At 72.8% G+C, this 15,936-nt stretch carries 14 protein-coding genes; 11 read left to right on the forward strand and 3 right to left on the reverse strand.

Annotation, left to right across the window (positions count from 1 at the left end; translation table 11 throughout):
• Nucleotides 1-12 precede the first annotated feature (12 nt).
• From AB0A65_RS16790 to acnA, 6 genes are read left to right on the forward strand one after another with little or no spacing between them, the layout of a single operon-like run.
• Nucleotides 13-1,089, forward strand: coding sequence for an isocitrate/isopropylmalate family dehydrogenase (locus AB0A65_RS16790; RefSeq protein WP_359952156.1), 1,077 nt, complete (start codon nucleotides 13-15; stop codon nucleotides 1,087-1,089).
• Nucleotides 1,090-1,722 carry a hypothetical protein gene (locus tag AB0A65_RS16795; RefSeq protein WP_359952157.1) on the forward strand — a complete coding sequence of 211 codons (633 nt, stop codon included), beginning with the start codon at nucleotides 1,090-1,092 and terminating at the stop codon, nucleotides 1,720-1,722.
• Nucleotides 1,719-2,990, forward strand: a complete 1,272-nt coding sequence (gene otnK, locus AB0A65_RS16800; RefSeq protein ID WP_359952158.1) for a 3-oxo-tetronate kinase — start codon at nucleotides 1,719-1,721, stop codon at nucleotides 2,988-2,990. Before AB0A65_RS16795 ends, otnK begins: the two co-directional genes overlap by 4 nt.
• A complete protein-coding gene (locus tag AB0A65_RS16805) occupies nucleotides 2,987-3,604 on the forward strand; it encodes a class II aldolase/adducin family protein (RefSeq protein ID WP_359952159.1) in 618 nt (205 codons plus the stop codon). The genes otnK and AB0A65_RS16805 overlap by 4 nt, the downstream gene beginning before the upstream one ends.
• Entirely contained in the window at nucleotides 3,601-4,656 is a 1,056-nt protein-coding gene (locus tag AB0A65_RS16810) for an Ldh family oxidoreductase (RefSeq protein ID WP_359952160.1), read from the forward strand. Before AB0A65_RS16805 ends, AB0A65_RS16810 begins: the two co-directional genes overlap by 4 nt.
• Entirely contained in the window at nucleotides 4,653-7,226 is a 2,574-nt protein-coding gene (gene acnA, locus AB0A65_RS16815; RefSeq protein ID WP_359952161.1) for an aconitate hydratase AcnA, read from the forward strand. Before AB0A65_RS16810 ends, acnA begins: the two co-directional genes overlap by 4 nt.
• Here acnA and AB0A65_RS16820 read toward each other — a convergent pair.
• Together AB0A65_RS16820 and AB0A65_RS16825 are read right to left on the reverse strand one after the other, a co-directional pair.
• A complete protein-coding gene (locus AB0A65_RS16820) occupies nucleotides 7,216-8,100 on the reverse strand; it encodes an alpha/beta hydrolase (RefSeq protein ID WP_359952162.1) in 885 nt (294 codons plus the stop codon). The two genes, acnA and AB0A65_RS16820, sit on opposite strands and share 11 nt — an antisense overlap.
• Nucleotides 8,101-8,177: 77 nt before the next feature.
• Nucleotides 8,178-8,921 carry an SDR family NAD(P)-dependent oxidoreductase gene (locus AB0A65_RS16825; RefSeq protein WP_359952163.1) on the reverse strand — a complete coding sequence of 248 codons (744 nt, stop codon included), beginning with the start codon at nucleotides 8,919-8,921 and terminating at the stop codon, nucleotides 8,178-8,180.
• A 69-nt stretch (nucleotides 8,922-8,990) separates the two neighbouring features.
• On the opposite strand from AB0A65_RS16825, the gene AB0A65_RS16830 reads away from it, so the two are divergent.
• The 5 genes from AB0A65_RS16830 to AB0A65_RS16850 all read left to right on the forward strand — a co-directional run bounded on the left by AB0A65_RS16830 (nucleotide 8,991) and on the right by AB0A65_RS16850 (nucleotide 13,564).
• On the forward strand, nucleotides 8,991-9,866 hold the full coding sequence (locus tag AB0A65_RS16830; RefSeq protein WP_359952164.1) for a sigma-70 family RNA polymerase sigma factor: 876 nt from the start codon (nucleotides 8,991-8,993) through the stop codon (nucleotides 9,864-9,866).
• A 12-nt stretch (nucleotides 9,867-9,878) separates the two neighbouring features.
• Nucleotides 9,879-10,823: a nucleoside hydrolase gene (locus AB0A65_RS16835; RefSeq protein ID WP_359952165.1), complete on the forward strand. Its 945-nt coding sequence runs from the start codon at nucleotides 9,879-9,881 to the stop codon at nucleotides 10,821-10,823.
• A gap of 9 nt (nucleotides 10,824-10,832) precedes the next feature.
• Nucleotides 10,833-11,642 (forward strand): thioesterase family protein, encoded by an 810-nt coding sequence (locus tag AB0A65_RS16840; protein WP_359952166.1) that lies wholly within the window; start codon nucleotides 10,833-10,835, stop codon nucleotides 11,640-11,642.
• Between the two features lie 147 nt (nucleotides 11,643-11,789).
• Complete coding sequence (locus AB0A65_RS16845) at nucleotides 11,790-12,716, forward strand: ABC transporter ATP-binding protein (RefSeq protein WP_359952167.1); 927 nt, start codon at nucleotides 11,790-11,792, stop codon at nucleotides 12,714-12,716.
• A complete protein-coding gene (locus AB0A65_RS16850) occupies nucleotides 12,713-13,564 on the forward strand; it encodes an ABC transporter permease subunit (RefSeq protein ID WP_359952168.1) in 852 nt (283 codons plus the stop codon). Before AB0A65_RS16845 ends, AB0A65_RS16850 begins: the two co-directional genes overlap by 4 nt.
• A 50-nt stretch (nucleotides 13,565-13,614) precedes the next feature.
• Here the strand turns inward: AB0A65_RS16850 and AB0A65_RS16855 are convergent, their stop codons facing one another.
• The gene (locus AB0A65_RS16855; protein ID WP_359952169.1) at nucleotides 13,615-15,924 is read right to left on the reverse strand and encodes a hypothetical protein; all 2,310 of its coding nucleotides are present in this window, start codon (nucleotides 15,922-15,924) and stop codon (nucleotides 13,615-13,617) included.
• Nucleotides 15,925-15,936: the final 12 nt, after the last annotated feature.

A 15,936-nucleotide genomic window follows, 5' to 3' on the forward strand; every position in this document is an offset into this window, starting at 1 on the left:
GAAAGGACACACATGACCCACTCCTACGCGCTCGGCGTCCTCCACGGCGACGGCATCGGCCCCGAGATCGTCCCCGCCGCGGTCGCGGCCGTCGACGCCGCCGCCCGGGCCGCGGGCCTGGCCCCCGTCGAATGGCGGCAGCTGCCGCTCGGCCTGTCCGCCATCGGGACCCACGGCTCGGCCGTCCCCGAGGCCACCTTGGAAGCGCTCGAATCGGTCGACGCCTGGCTCCTCGGCCCCCACGACTCCGCCGCCTACCCCGAGCCGCACCGCTCGCTCCTCAACCCCTCCGGGACCATCCGCAAGCGCTTCGACCTGTTCGCGAACATCAGGCCCGCCAAGTCCTTCGAGGGCGGCCACGCCGTCGTCCCGGGCACCGACCTCGTGATCGTCCGCGAGAACACGCAGGGCTTCTACGCCGACCGGTCCACGTACGCCGGGACCGGGGAGTTCATGCCCACCCCGGACACCGCCATCGCAATGGGCATCATCACCCGCCAGGCCGTCGAGCGCATCGCCCGCGAGGCGTTCGAGCTCGCCCGCACCAGGGACAAGCGCGTCACCATCGTCCACAAGGCCAACGTCCTCAAGCTGACCACCGGCCTGTTCAAGTCGGTGTGCCTGGAGGTCGCCGCCGCCTACCCGGACGTGGCCGTGGACGACTTCCACATCGACGCCATGACCGTCCACCTCGTGCGGCGCGCGAACGAGTTCGACGTCATCGTCACCGAGAACATGTTCGGCGACATCCTCTCCGACCTCGCCGGGGAACTCGCCGGGTCGCTCGGCATCGCGCCCTCGATCAACGCCTCGGACACGAAGGCCATGGCCCAGGCCGCCCACGGGTCCGCCCCCGACATCGCCGGGCGCGACATCGCCAACCCGATCGCCATCATGCTCTCCGCGGCGATGCTCCTGCGCTGGCTCGCCGCCAGGCACGGCGACCCGCGCGCGCTCGATGCGGGCGACCGGCTGGAGGCCGGAGTCGAAGCGGCCGTTCGGAACGGCGTCTCGACCGCCGACATGGGTGGCACCGCCTCCACGACCGCGTTCACGGCCGCGGTCGTCGCCGCCATCGGGCGGGCCTGAATGGGCGTCCTGAAGGTCGCGCTCGTCCACGCCACAGCGGCGTCGATGAGACCGGCGCACCTGGCGTTCGCCGCCGCGTTCCCCGAAGCGGTGCTGTGGAACCTGCTCGACGACCGGCTCGTGGTCGAGGCCGACGAGGCCGGCGGCCTGACCGAGCCGCTGGCGGCGCGAATGCGGACGCTGATCGGGCACGCGATCGGCGGCGGCGCCGACGCGGTGCTGCTGACCTGCTCGATGTACGGCCCGGTCGCCGCCGCGACCGAGGCGGCGGTGCCGGTGCTGCCGTCGGACCTGGCGCTGTTCGAGGCCGTGCGCGACTCCGGGGCGCAGCGCGTGGAAGTGCTGTGCCCCTTGGCACCCGCGGTCGCCGACACGGTGGCGCGGCTGGGCGGGGCGGCGCCGGGCGTGCGCATCGAGGGCACGCAGGTCGAGGGCGCGAGCGGGGCCGACGAGCACGAACTGAACGCACTCATCGCGGCTGCGGCGGCCCGCTCGGAGGCCGACCTCGTGGTCCTGGGCCAGTTCTCACTGGCCCCGGCCCAAGAGGCGGCCCAGGCCGCCGCGAAGGTGCCCGTCCTCAGTGCGCCCCGCCTGGCGGCGGAACGACTCCGCTCGCTCCTGGTGGCGACATGAACGGAATCCTGTTGGGCTGTATCGCCGACGACTACACGGGCGGGACCGATGCCGCCGCGTCGCTGCGCAGGGCGGGCCTGCGGACCGTCCTGCGCTTCGGGCGGCCCGAGCCGGGTGAGCCGTTGCCCGAATGCGACGCCGTGGTCGTGGCGGTCAAGACCCGAAATGTACCGGCGACCGGGGCGGTCGACGCCGCACTGGCGGTGCGGGACTGGCTCGGGCCGGTCGGCGAGCTCTACTTCAAGTACTGCTCGACCTTCGACTCCACCGACGCCGGGAACATCGGCCCGGTCGCCGACGCCCTGCTCAGCGCCACCGGCCGCGCCCTCACGGTCATCTGCCCGGCCAGTCCCGCCCACGGCCGCACCGTCTACCGCGGTCACCTGTTCGTGGAGGACCGCCTCCTGTCGGAATCGCCCATGCGGCACCATCCGCTGACCCCGATGACCGACCCGGACCTGGTCCGGGTCCTCACCCTCCAGACCCCGCACCCGGTCGGGCTCCTCGGACTCGACACGGTCCGGGACGGCGCCGCGGCCGTGCGGGCGCGCCTCGAAACGCTTGCGGCACAGGGTGTCCGACACGTGGTGGCCGACGCGACCACGGACGACGATCTCGCCGTCATCGCCGAAGCCGCCCGCGGCTTCGCCCTGGCAACCGGCGGTGCCGGCCTCGCCGGAGCCATCGGGCTCGCAGAGGCGGCCGGCGGTACTGGACCGCTCGGGACCGCGGCGCGGGCCGCGTCGAAGGCACTCGCGGGAGACTCCGGTCCGGCGCGGCTGCCGCAGACGCCCGGCCTGATCCTGGCCGGGTCGTGTTCAGCGGCAACGTTGGCGCAGGTCGCAGCCGTTCGAGAGGTGCTCCCGGCGTACCGGCTCGATCCCGCCTCCACCGGGGACCCGGCCGAGCTGCTCGCCGGAGCGAGCGCGTGGCTCAAGGACCACTGGGACCGACCGGCGATGGTCTACGCCTCCGCACCGGCCGAGGAGCGCGGGGCGAGCCGCCTCGGGCCCGACACGGCCGCTGTTCTGGAGCGGACCCTCGCCGCGCTCGCCGTCGAAGCGGTCGCGGTCGGGACGCGGCGGATCGTCGTCGCCGGAGGCGAGACCTCCGGGGCTGTGGTCGAGGCGCTCGGAGTGCGCGCCGTCGAAGTCCAGGCGGAGGCCGCCCCGGGCGTGCCTTGGTGCGTCACCGGCGACGGTCTTGCGCTGCTGCTGAAATCCGGGAACTTCGGCGACCCGGACCTGCTGGTGCGGGCCGCGGCATGAGACTCACCGAACTCGGCCGCTCGCTGTTCGAGCGCGGACTCACGCACGGCCGCACCGGAAACCTCAGCATCCGCGTCGGCGACGGCGACAGCACCGACGCGCGCTCCGGCTCCGGCGACACGATCCTGGTGACGCCGACCGGCGCAAGCCTCGGCGCGCTCGATGGGCTGTCCCGCATCGGACTCGACAGCCGCCACCGCGAAGGTCCGCCGCCCACGAAGGAGGCGTTCCTCCACGCCGCCCTCTACCGGGCCCGGCCCGAGGCGCGTGCGGTCGTGCACCTCCACAGCCCGTTCGCGACCGCCGTCTCCTGCATGGACGGGCTCGACCCCGCGAGCGCGATTCCGCCGCTGACCGCCTACTTCACGATGCGCGTCGGCCGCCTCCCCCTGCTCCCCTACTACGCGCCCGGCGACGCCGCGCTGGGCCCGGTCGCCGAGGCCGCCGCTGCCGGGCACCATGCGCTGCTGCTCGCCAACCACGGCCCGATCGTCGCCGGGCCCGACCTCGCCACCGCCGCCGACGCCGTCGAGGAGATCGAGGCGACCGCGCGCATCTTCCTGCTGCTCCAAGGACTCCCGACCCGTCCGCTCACCGAAGGGACCGTGCGATGAGCACCATCGACCCCGACCGCCTCACCGGGTTCGGCACCGCCGTTCTCGCCTCGCTCGGCGTGCCCGAGGAGGACGCGCGGCTCGTCGCCGCCAGCCTCACCGCCGCCGACCTGCAAGGCCACCCGTCCCACGGGATGCTGCGCCTGGGCTGGTACGCCGCGAGGCTCAAGACCGGCGCCATGAAGGCGCGCACCGAGCCCGAGACGGTCACCGACCTCGGCGCTGTGGCCGTCATCGACGGCCGCGACGGCATCGGGCAGGTCCTCGCCGACCGCGCCTGCCGCGAGGCCGTCGAACGCGCCGGGAGGCACGGCGTCGGCGTCGTGGCAGTCCGCGGCTCCGGGCACTTCGGCACGGCCGCCTACTGGACCAGGCGGATCGCCGAGGCCGGGTGCGTCGGCATCCTGACCACCAACGGCAGCCCCGCGATGGCGCCCTGGGGCGGGCGCGAGAAGACCGTGGGGGCGAACCCGTGGTCGATCGCGGTGCCCGGCGGGGAGCACGGCCCGGTCGTGCTCGACATCGCGAACACGCTGGTGGCGCGCGGGAAGATCTACGCCGCCCGTGAACGCGGACAAGCAATCCCGCAAGACTGGGCCACCGACGAGACGGGGGCGCCGACCACCGACCCGACCGCGGCCATCGCCGGGACGCTGCTGCCGATGGCGGGCCACAAGGGGTACGCGATCGCGTTCATGATGGACGTCCTGTCCGGGGTCCTCACCGGCTCGTCCTACGCCGCGGGCGTGACCGGCCCGTACGTGGCCGGCGAGCGGAGCGGATGCGGGCACCTCGTGCTCGCGATCCAGGTGGACGCGCTGATCGACCGCGCCGAGTTCGACCGTCGCATGGCCGACCTCATCGAGACGACGAAGGGCGTGACGCTCGCGCCCGGTGCCGCGGAGGTCGTCGTGCCCGGGGAGATCGAGGCGCGCAACGAGGAGCGGGGCCGCCGCGAGGGCGTCGTGCTGCCCGCCAAGACGATCGAGGACCTGCGGGCGCTCGCCGAGGGCTGCGGCGTCCCGTTCACGCTTGAGGGAACCGGAGCATGAACCCCGGCACCGAAGGCGAGCTCACCGTGGGAGGCGAGCGGTACCGCATCCACCGGATCGCGGACCTCGCCCCCGCGGGGATGCCGTACAGCCTGCGGATCGTCCTGGAGAACCTGCTGCGCCACGGCGTCCCCGCCGAGCAGGTGGAGGCGCTCCTGGCCTGGGACGGGACCGGGACGGCGACCGCCGTGGACCTCAACCCGTCACGGATCTTCCTCCACGACACCAACGGCGTCCCGGCCCTCGCCGACCTCGCCGCGATGCGCGACGCCGTGGCCGCCCTCGGCGGCGACCCCGGGCGGGTCAACCCGCTCATCCCCGCCGAACTCGTCGTGGACCACTCGGTGATCGTGGACCACTTCGGCAGGCCGGACGCATTGGCGCTGAACACGAAGCGCGAGTACGAGCGCAACGGCGAGCGGTACCGGTTCCTCAAGTGGGCCGAGGGCGCCTTCGACTCCTTCGCGGTGGTGCCCCCCGGGACCGGGATCATGCACCAGGTCAATTTGGAGCGCCTCGCGCGGGTCGTGGAGGCCCGCGACGGCTGGGCCTTCCCCGACCTGTGCCTGGGCACCGACTCGCACACCACGATGGTCAACGGCCTCGGCGTCCTGGGCTGGGGCATCGGCGGGATCGAGGCCGAGGCGGCGATGCTCGGGGAGCCGGTGTCGATCCTGCTCCCCCGGGTCGTGGGCGTGCGGCTCACCGGGGCGCTCCCGCCCGGGTCGACCGCCACGGACCTGGTGCTGCACCTGACGGAGCTGATGCGCGGGCGCGGCGTGGTCGGGAAGTTCACCGAGTTCTCCGGGCCGGGCGTGGCCGCGCTCGGCGTCCCGGACCGGGCCACGATCGCGAACATGAGCCCCGAGTTCGGGTCCACGTGCGCCTACTTCCCGGTCGACGCCGAGACGATCCGCTACCTGCGCTTCACCGGCCGCCCCGAGTCGCAAGTGGAACTCATTGCGGCGTACGCGAAGGCGCAGGGCCTCTGGCACGACCCCGAACGCCCGCCGCAGTACGCGGAGACGCTCGACCTGGACCTGGGGACCGTGGTCCCCTCGCTCGCCGGGCCGCGCCGCCCGCAGGACCGGGTCCGGCTCGACCGCGCCCGCAGCCGCTTCAGGGAGGCCCTGGACCGGCCGTCCCGCCCGACGCTAGTGAACATCGACGGCGATATATCCTCCATCGACAACGGGGCCGTCGCCATCGCCGCGATCACCTCCTGCACCAACACCTCCAACCCCGCGGTCATGGTCGCGGCCGGGCTCCTCGCCCGCAACGCCGACCGCCGCGGCCTGCGGCCCAAGCCGTGGGTCAAGACCAGCCTCTCCCCCGGTTCCCGGGTCGTGGTCGACTACCTCGCGAAGGCCGGGCTGACCCCGCACCTCGACGCGCTCGGGTTCCACCTCACCGGGTTCGGGTGCATGACGTGCATCGGCGCCTCGGGTGGGCTCATTCCCGCAGCGTCGCAAGCGGTCCGCGAGGGCGACCTGTCCGTGGCGGCGGTCCTGTCGGGCAACCGGAACTTCGAGGGCCGCATCAACCCCGAGGTGCGCATGAACTTCCTGGCCTCACCGCCGCTGGTCGTCGCGTACGCCCTCGCCGGGACCATGGACGCCGACCTCGCGACCGAGCCGCTGGGCACCGATCCCGAAGGGGCGCCGGTGTTCCTGGCCGACCTGTGGCCGAGCCCCGAGGAGGTGAACGCGGTCATCGCCGAGGCAATCGACCCGGGCATGTTCGCGGAGGCGTACGCCGACGTGTTCGGCGGCGACGAGCGCTGGCGGTCCCTCGACGCGCCTGAAGGCGCCGTCTTCGCCTGGGACGCGGCCTCCGACTACCTGCGCCGGCCGCCCTATCTCGACGGCCTCGCCGCCGAGCCGGAACCGCTGGGCGACATCGTGAACGCCCGCGTGCTGCTGCGCCTGGGCGACACCGTGACCACCGACCACATGTCGCCGCCCGGCGCCATCGGCGCCGACACCGTGGCGGGCCGGTACCTGCACGACCGCGGCGTCCCCGAGCGGGCCTTCAACACCTACGCCTCCCGGCGCGGCAACCACGAGGTGATGGTGCGCGGCGCGTTCGCGAACGTGCGCCTGCGCAACCGCCTCGCCCCCGGCACCGAGGGCGGCTGGACCGTGCGCGACGGCGCCGAGGCCACCGTGTTCGACGCCGCGGCGGCCTACCGCGAGGCCGGGGTGCCGCTCATCGTGCTGGCGGGCAAGGAGTACGGCACAGGGTCCTCAAGGGACTGGGCGGCGAAGGGCCCGGCGCTGCTGGGCGTCAGGGCCGTCATCGCCGAGTCCTTCGAGCGCATCCACCGCTCCAACCTCGTCGGCATGGGCGTGCTGCCCCTCCAGTTCCTCCCCGGTGAGAACGCGGAGACGCTGGGGCTCACCGGCTTCGAGGCGTACACCGTGACCGGCGTCGAAGACGGGACCGCGACCGTGCGCGCCGACGACCGCGAGTTCCAGGTGACCGTCCGGCTCGACACCCCGCGGGAGGTCGCCTACCACCGGCACGGCGGCATCATGCCGTACGTGCTGCGGACCCGCTTCAGCCGTTGAGGCCCTTCGCAAGGCCGAGCCCTTTTGCAAGAAAACTGATCGACTCGTCGATCGCGGGCAGGCGCGGCAGGTGGTTCAGGTGCCCGTGGGTCATGCCGAGCGCGAGGTACGACTCGACCGGCACGCCCACTTCGGCGAGCTGACGCTCCAGCAGGTCGGCCGAGGCGCGCAGGTCGTCGTACTCGGCGGCCACGATCCGCGTCGGCGGCAGCCCGTCGAGCCGCGCCGCGCCCGGGAGGGCATCGGCGGGCACGTCGCTGATGCGGCCCACGTAGTTGCGGACCATGCCCTCGACGCCCTCGGGGTCGAACCGGGCCGGGACCTCGGCCATCTCCGGGTACCGGCCCCAGTCGAGCGGCGGGTTCGGGTAGTGCGCGAACGGGTAGGCGAGCAGCAGCGCGTCGGCCGGGCGCGGCCCGATGTCCCTGGCGCGCAAGGCGGCCGAGATCGCCAGCGCGCCGCCCGCGCTGGCCCCGCCGATGCCGATGGGCGCATTCGCGAACTCGCCGAGTCCGGCGAGCCAGGTCCAGGCGGCGTGGACGTCGTCGATCGGTACGGGGTAGAGGGTCTGCTCGCCGTCGGCGAGGCGGTAGTCCACGGAGACGACGAACGCCTGGGCGCGGCGGGCGAGCTCGATGGCGACCACGTGCCCTTCGTGCATGTCGAGGTCGCCGTGGCGGAAGCCGCCGCCGTGGGCCCAGAGGATGGCGCCGTTCAGCTCGCTTTCGGGCCGGTAGGTGCGGACGGGGACGGGCCCGTGGGGGCCGTCGACCGCGGCGTCCTCGATGACGAGTCCGGTCGTGTCCCAGGCGTCTTCGGCGAAGGGTTCGCCCTCCCCGCTGAAGATGGCGGTGAAGTAGGGGTGGACCGGCATGGGAGCCTCCTCGGTTCGGTGGTGACTCGTAGTCTCCCGCATCGAGGCAATCGCTTCCATGCCGGTCCGGGCGGGGCTCACCAGTCGATGTGGCCGAGGCGGTCGGTGAAGGTGGCGGTGGGGCCGTCGGGGTCGAGGAGGGCGAGGCGAACGAACGGGTCGGAGCCCTCGGTGACGGTGAGCTGGCCGCGGTGGCCGTTCATGTCGGTGGCGGCGAACTTGCCGGTGGAGACCTCGCCGGGGGTGACGGCGTTGAACTTGATGTCCGGGAACGCCTGGGCGTAGCGGATGGTGAGCATGTTCAGTGCGGCCTTCGAGGTGGTGTAGGCGAGTTCGTGCATCTTGGAGACGGCTTGGTTCGGGTCGGTGACGACGGCGAAGGAGCCGGCGGCGCTGGAGACGTTGACCACGCGCGGGTTCTCGGCGGCCTGGAGGAGCGGCAGGAACGCGTGGGTGACGCGGACCGGGCCGTACACGTTGACGTCGAACGCGGGCACGAGGTCGGCGACGGTCGCCTCGCTGGGGTGGACGATCGCGCCGGGCGATCCGGCGTTGTTGACGAGCACGTCGAGGTGGTCGGTGTGCTCGCGGACGACGCGCTCGGCGGCGGCCACGGACTCGTCGTCGGTGACGTCGAGCTGGACGTAGACGACGTCGAAGCCGTCGGCGGCGAGCTTGTCGGCCGCCGCGCGGCCGCGGGCCTCGTCGCGCGAGCCGAGGAAGACCTTCCAGCCCTCGGCGCCGAGGCGGCGGGCGGTCTCCAGGCCGAGGCCCTTGTTGGCGCCGGTGACGAGCGCGGTTTGAATGATCGGAGTTTCCATGGCTACCATCTGCTTCCTGTCGGGGTTGCTCTCACTGCTCTGACGGATCGCAGCGGAGGAACCAGACGGATGCGTGAAGAAAAGATCTCGGCTCTTGAGTTCGAGGGCCACCGGCCGCATTTGCGGGCGGTGGCGTTCCGGATGCTCGGGTCGCTCAGCGAGGCCGAGGACGCGGTGCAGGACGCCTGGTTGAAGGCGTCGCGCGCGGACGTGTCGGAGGTCGAGAACCTCGCGGGGTGGCTGACGACGGTCACCGGTCGGGTGTGCCTGGACCTGCTGCGGGCGCGGCAGTCGCGGCGTGAGGACCCGTTCGACGGGGAGGAGCCCCGGGTGCGGCTGGGGCGGCGCGTGGACCCGGAGGAGGAGGCGGTGCTCGCCGACTCGGTGGGGCTGGCGATGCTGGTGGTCCTGGACGCGCTGTCGCCGGTGGAGCGGCTGGCGTTCGTGCTGCACGACCTGTTCGCGGTGCCGTTCGCGGAGATCGCGCCGATCGTCGAGCGCAGCCCGGAGACGACGCAGCGGATCGCGAGCCGCGCCCGCCAGCGCGTGCGCGGCACCTCCAGCGTGGACGGCGACCTGGCGCGGCGGCACCAGGCGGTGGAGGCGTTCCTCCAGGCCGCCAGGGACGGCGAGTTCACGACACTGCTGACGCTCCTTGACCCGAGCGTGACGCTGCGCCTTGACGAGGCGGCGATCCGGCTCAGCGGCGGCGCGGACCTGGTCGGCGCGCGGGCGGTCGCGGAGGCGTTCTCCGGTCAGGCGCGGCTGGCGCGGGCCGTGCTGCTCGGCGGAGCTGCCACAACGCCCGAGGTCGCGGTGGCCGTGGTGCCGCGAGGCAACCTGCTCATGGTGTTCACGCTCCGCTTCGAGGGCGACCGGATCGCGGAGATCCGCGCGATCGGCGACGAGGCGGCGCTCACTACGCTCGAACTCCATGTCCCGTAACGGAGAAGGAAGATGATGATGCGGTTCGTCCTCGACTGCGACACCGGTTCCGACGACGCGATCGCGATCTTCGCGGCCGTCGGGCACCCCAGGCTCGAACTGGCCGCGGTGACGACGGTGAACGGGAACGTCGCCCTGGAGCACGTCACGGACAACACGCTGCGGGCACTGGACCTCGTCGGCGCCGACGTGCCGGTGCACGAGGGTGCCGCCCGCCCGCTGGTGCGCCCCGACCTGCCGGTGCCGCGGCGCCTCCTCAACGAGCACAGCGACTTGCAGCAGAACACCCTCGACCTGCCCGCGACGCGGTCGACCGCGCGCGAAGGCCACGCGGCGCCGTTCCTGGTGGACTTCTTCATGGACCCCGCGAACGCCGACGCGACCCTGGTGGCGACCGGCCCGCTCACGAACATCGCGCTGGCGCTGGCCCTGGAGCCGCGGCTCGCTGAGCGGATCGGGCGGCTGGTGCTCATGGGCGGCGCGCACGGGAACGGCAACGTGACCGCCGCGGCGGAGTTCAACTTCTGGGCCGATCCCGAAGCGGCCGAAGCGGTCCTGAGCTCAGGAATCCGGGAGGTGGTGGTCGTCCCGCTCGACGCGACCCACTCCGCGCCGCTCACCGCGGCGGACTGCGACGGGCTCGCGGCCCTCGGCACCCCCGGGGCGGTCGCGGCCGTCGCGCTCATCAGGCACCGCATCGAGCACGACCAGGCGTCGGGCGAGTCGGTGCCGTCCTCGCCGGTCCACGACCCGATGTGCGTCGCGTACCTGGTCCGCCCGGACCTGTTCACCGAGACCGTGGAGGCACACGTCAGCGTCGAGACCGCCGGGGCCCGCACCCTCGGGCAGCTCCTGGTCGACACCCGGCCGTGGCGGACCGAGCCCGCCAACGCGACGGTCGCGCTGCGCGCCTCAGGCGAGGTGTACCGGGAGTTCCTGCGCGAGGCTCTGGCCTAGATTCACGGCATGACCGAACACGACGGCTACTTCGTCCGGCTCGACCAGAGCGCGAGCTCCGCCCGCTTCCAGCCGACACCCCACACGGGCGGCGCCTGGAACACGAGCGAGCAGCACATCAGCCCCATGAACGGGCTCATCGTCCACGAGGTGGAGCGGTTCTGCGCGGGGCGCGGGCCGGACGGGATGGCGGTGAGCCGCATCAGCGTCGACATCCTCGGGGTGCTGACGCTCGACCCGTTCGAAGTCGAGGTGGCGGTGGTCCGGCCGGGGCGCACGATCGAGCTGCTGGAGGTCACGGTGGTCTCGGGCGGGCGCGCGGCCGTGCGCGCGCGGGTGTGGCGGGCGGTCGTGCTCGACACGGAGAAGATCGCGGGAGGCGAGGACGCGCCGCTGCCGGGGCCCGAGACGGCCGAGCCGATCGACCTGGAGCAGGTCTGGCCCGGCGGGTACATCCGGTCGATCGAGGCACGCCCGGTCGGCACGCCGAAGCCCGGGCGGATCACGGTGTGGATCGGCGCGAAGGTCCCGGTGGCCGCGGGCGAGGACGCGAGCGGCCTCGCGCGGCTCGCGGGCCTGGTCGACACCGCGAACGGCGCGGCCGTGCGCGAGAGCCCCGAAGCCTGGCTGTTCCCGAACGTGGACTTGACGATCCACCTGTTCCGCCAGCCCGAGGGCCGGTGGCTCGGCCTGGACACCACGGTCGTGTTCGGCCCCTCGGGGCTGGGCACCACCTCCAGCGCCCTCCACGACACGGCCGGCCATTTCGGCCACGCGCAGCAGACGCTCACCATCCGTCCCAGGCCCGCCTCAGCGTGAGCGCGTAGGCCCGGGTACGACCCAGGTACGACCCGGGCCCCTTGAAGACCCGCGTTCAGGCCCACGCGGTGAGAGGTTCCCGTCCGTAGCGTCGTTCCCATGAGGCCGCGAGCAGAACGCGGCGCGAAAGGGAACGAGGGAACCGCGATGATCGAGGCACGCGAACTGACCAAGCGCTACGGGGACAAGACCGTGGTCGACCGGCTGAGCTTCACCGTGAAGCCCGGCGAGGTCACCGGGTTCCTCGGCCCGAACGGGGCCGGGAAGTCCACGACGATGCGGATGGTCCTGGGCCTGGACGCCCCCACGGCCGGGCGGGTCACCGTCAACGGTCGCGCCTACGCGGGGCACGGCGCCCCGCTCCACGAGATCGGCGCGCTCCTGGAGGCCAAGTCGGTCCACCCCGGGCGTTCGGCGGTCGGCCACCTGACGGCCCTCGCGCAGACCCACGGCATCGACCGCAAGCGCGTCGACGAGGTCATCGACCTGGCCGGGCTCGGGAGCGTCGCCCACAAGCGGGTCGGCGCGTTCTCCCTCGGCATGGGCCAGCGCCTCGGCATCGCCGCCGCGCTGCTCGGCGACCCGGAGGTCGTCATGCTCGACGAGCCGGTGAACGGGCTCGACCCCGAAGGGGTGCTGTGGATCAGGAACCTCCTCAAGTCCCTGGCCGCGGAGGGCCGGGCGGTGCTCCTGTCCTCGCACCTGATGAGCGAGACCGCGCAGATCGCCGACCACCTGATCATCATCGGCCGCGGCAGGCTCCTCGCCGACACCACCGTGGACGCGTTCGTGCAGGCCACGGGCACCGGCTCGGTGAAGGTCGCTTCTGATGAGGCCGCGAAGCTGCGGCCCCTGCTCGCCGGACCGGACGTCACGGTGACCGCCTCGAACGAGACGGAGCTGCTGGTGTCGGGGCTGGACGCCCGCGAGATCGGGCGGGTCGCGCTGCGCCACGGCGTGCCGCTGCACGAGCTGACGCCGCTCGGGGCCTCCCTGGAGGAGGCGTTCATGGACCTGACCACTGACGAGCTGGAGTACCGCAGTGCCCCGGCGGACGGAAGGAGCGCGCAATGAGCGCCATGACGATCGAACGCCCCGCGGAGGGCGGCGCGGTGGAGCGGACGAAGGTGCGGCCGGTGCGGTTCCGCCGGGTCCTGCTCTCGGAGACGACGAAGTTCCGGACCATCAGGTCCACGTGGATCTGCCTGTCGCTGGGCCTGGTCCTGCTCGGCCTGTTCGGGTCGATCGGCGCGTTCACGTACGACGGCGCCGGCGCCGGGGTGACCGACGGGCCGCCCGGGATCGCGGGCCGCCCGCTCGACGCGGTGAGCCTGGCGGTCATGGGCCTGTCGTTCGCGTCCCTGGTCGCGGGCGTGTTCGGGGTCCTGTCGACCGCGGGTGAGTACTCGACCGGGACGATCCGCTCGACGCTGGCGGCGGTCCCGAAGCGCCTGCCGGTGCTGTGGGCCAAGGCGATCCTCGCGGGCGGTGCGGTGTTCATCATCAGCGCGGTCGGGGTGTTCGCGGCGTTCCTCATCGGCTCGGTCGGGCTCGACGGCGAGGCGATCTCCTTGTCGCTCACCGACGACGGGGTGCTGCGGGCGCTGTTCGGCGCAGCCCTGTACCTGGGGCTCGTGGCGGTGTTCGGGGTGGCGCTCGGCGCGCTGCTGCGGTCCCCGGCGGGCGGGATCGCCGCCCTGGTGAGCATCCTGCTGATCCTGCCGGGCCTGGCGATGCTGCTCCCCGACTCCTGGTACGACACGCTGAACCCGTACTTCCCGTCGAACGCGGGCGGCGCGGTCTACGCGCTCACCGAGACCTCTGACCGGCTCTCGCCGGGCGCGGGGATCGCGGTGTTCGCCGGATGGGTGGCGCTGACGCTCGCCGCGGCGGCGTTCCGCCTCAAGAAGACCGACGTGTAGCCGAGAGAACGGGCCGCCCCGGGGAGACACTCCCCCGGGGCGGCCCTTCGTCATGCGACGAGGTTCGCGGCGAGGTCGGTGCCGAGGAACAGGCGCGGGGCGCCGTCGAGGACCACGTTCGCGCGGCCCCCCGAGACGGGCACGGTGCCGCGCTGGCCGATGCAGTCGACGCGGGTCAGCGTGGATCCCGCGGCCTTCACCGACAACCCGGTCTTGGTGGGCCAGTGGTCCTCCCACACCTCGGGGGCGGCGAAGTTCCGTTCGGCGGGGTCGTGGTCGGTGTTGAGGAGGTACCCGTCGGCGCGGTGCCACAGGACGGCGGCTTCGCCTGCGGGCGTGTCGAACAGGAGGCCCTTGGCGAGCGGGTCGGCGAACGCGAGCCAGCCGAGCGGAGTCGCCTGGTCGAGTTCACGGGCGGCAGTGGCGTACGCGAGGAGCGAGGGCTTGGGGCTGGTGTCGCGGTTGACGAGCCCGAAGTGGTACTCGACGTTCTCGGGATCGGCGACCTGCGGCTTGCCCAGGACCGAGTCGTGGAACTGGTACCAGCAGACGTTCCGGATGCCCTCGGCCTTGGCCAGCGCGAGGGTGAGGAAGACGTTCTCGGCGGCGGCCCGGTAGGTGTCGTTCCACCAGCCGTTGGGGCGGGTGCAGGCGTACGCCTCGGTCAGCCAGACCTCCTTCTCGCCGTGGACCGCCATGAGCGCCTGGAGTTTCCGCAGGCCGCCGAGGAAGTTCCAGTACGTGCCGGTGGCGCCCTCGTCCCAGTCGTCGCCGTCGGGGATGTGGTCGGGCGTGAAGTTGCCGCGCCCGGGGTGGTAGGCGAACCCGTCGATGAGGTCCCAGCCGCCGCCCGCGATGAAGTTCTCGACCCACGGCTCGTCCATGCCCGCGAGGCCGTTGTTGAGGAGCTTGACGTCGGCGCCGGTGGCGGTGACGTAGTCGCGGACGGGCCGGATCGCGAGGTCGATGTACTTCTGGGCGGCGAGGCCGGTGTTGAAGGGCCGGTTGAGCTCGTTGCCGACCTCGAAGTACTCGGCCCCGGCGGCGACGGCGATGTCGGTGTTGACCTGCGCCCACGTGGCCGCGGCCTCGGCGTCGACGGTGAGGTCGGGTTGCAGCTCGACGTTGTGGGCCATGCCGCGGGCGTCGAACTCGGCGGGCGGCAGGCCGGGCCCGCCGTCGTAGGCGATGCGCACGCGGTTGACGCCCGCGAGCTGCCACAGGTCCATGAGCGCGTCAGCGGACGGCACCTGGAGCCACGGGTAGTTCGCCATGCCGAACATGCTCTCGGACCCGGACTGGTAGGCGTGGGCGCCGAGGACGGCGATGTTGGTGCGCGCGAACGCCTCCTGGCCGCCGTAGGACGCGATGACCTCGGCGGTGGCGATGCCCGCGGCCGGGGTCGGCACGCTGATGACGTGGTCCCAGGTGCCGCCCGCGGGCACGGACCCGGTGAGGTTCCCGAAGGTGAGCCGGGTGCCGTTGAAGTCCTTGACCCACCAGTCGAGGTCGACGGCGCGGGTGGCGTTGGAGCCATTGGCGACTTGGACGTGGAGGCTCGCGGTCGCCCCCGCGGCGGCCCAGAGGTTGAACGGCTGCTCGGTCCAGATCTCGATGCCGAGGTCCTGGGCGGTGCCGATGGACGCGGTCGCGGAGGGCCGCTCGGTGCTGAAGAAGAAGTCCGCGGTCGAGACGATCGAGCCGTCGGACTGGGCGACGCCCGGGGAGTGGATCCAGGTCGCGTTGGTCCACGCCTGGCGGGAGTCGGCGAGGAGGAACATGCCGTGGAGGGCGCCCCAGGTGGAGGCGTGGGCGATGCCGGTCGTGTGCTCGTAGGGGATGCCGCCGCCGGTGTCGCGGACCCATTCGGTGACGGGCACGTACGCGTCGGCCTCGGTGGGGGCCTGGACGGCGCGGCTGAAGAGGAAGCCTTCGGGGACGAGGGTGGATGGGCCGGTGACGTGCCATTCGAGGTGCACGCGGTTGGTGGCGACGGTGAAGAGGCCGTACACGGTGACGGCGCCCGCGGCGGCGGGCATCGTGTAGTCCATGCGGATCGCGGGGGTGCCGTCGGCGAGGGTCATGAGGACGGGGGTGCCGCCGGTGGAGGTCTGGATGCCCGCGGCGGTGTCCTTGATCTGGAACTTCGAGCCCGCGGAGCGGGTGGTGCCGTTCCCGTCGCGGATGGCGAGGCGCCCGCCGACGGAGGCGAGGATGCTCAGGCCACTGGCGCTGAGGGTCACGTCGCCCTCGGCGGCCCAGGCTTCGACGGGGCTCGCTTCGGCCGCGAGCAGCACGCCCGCGGCGAAGGTGGCGCCGAGGAGGCCGCGCCGGGTCAACTCTGATCGGTCAGACGTCATCGTCTGTCTCCC

Origin of the sequence: Glycomyces sp. NPDC047010 (assembly GCF_040644205.1) — a bacterium.
GTDB lineage: Bacteria > Actinomycetota > Actinomycetes > Mycobacteriales > Micromonosporaceae > Glycomyces.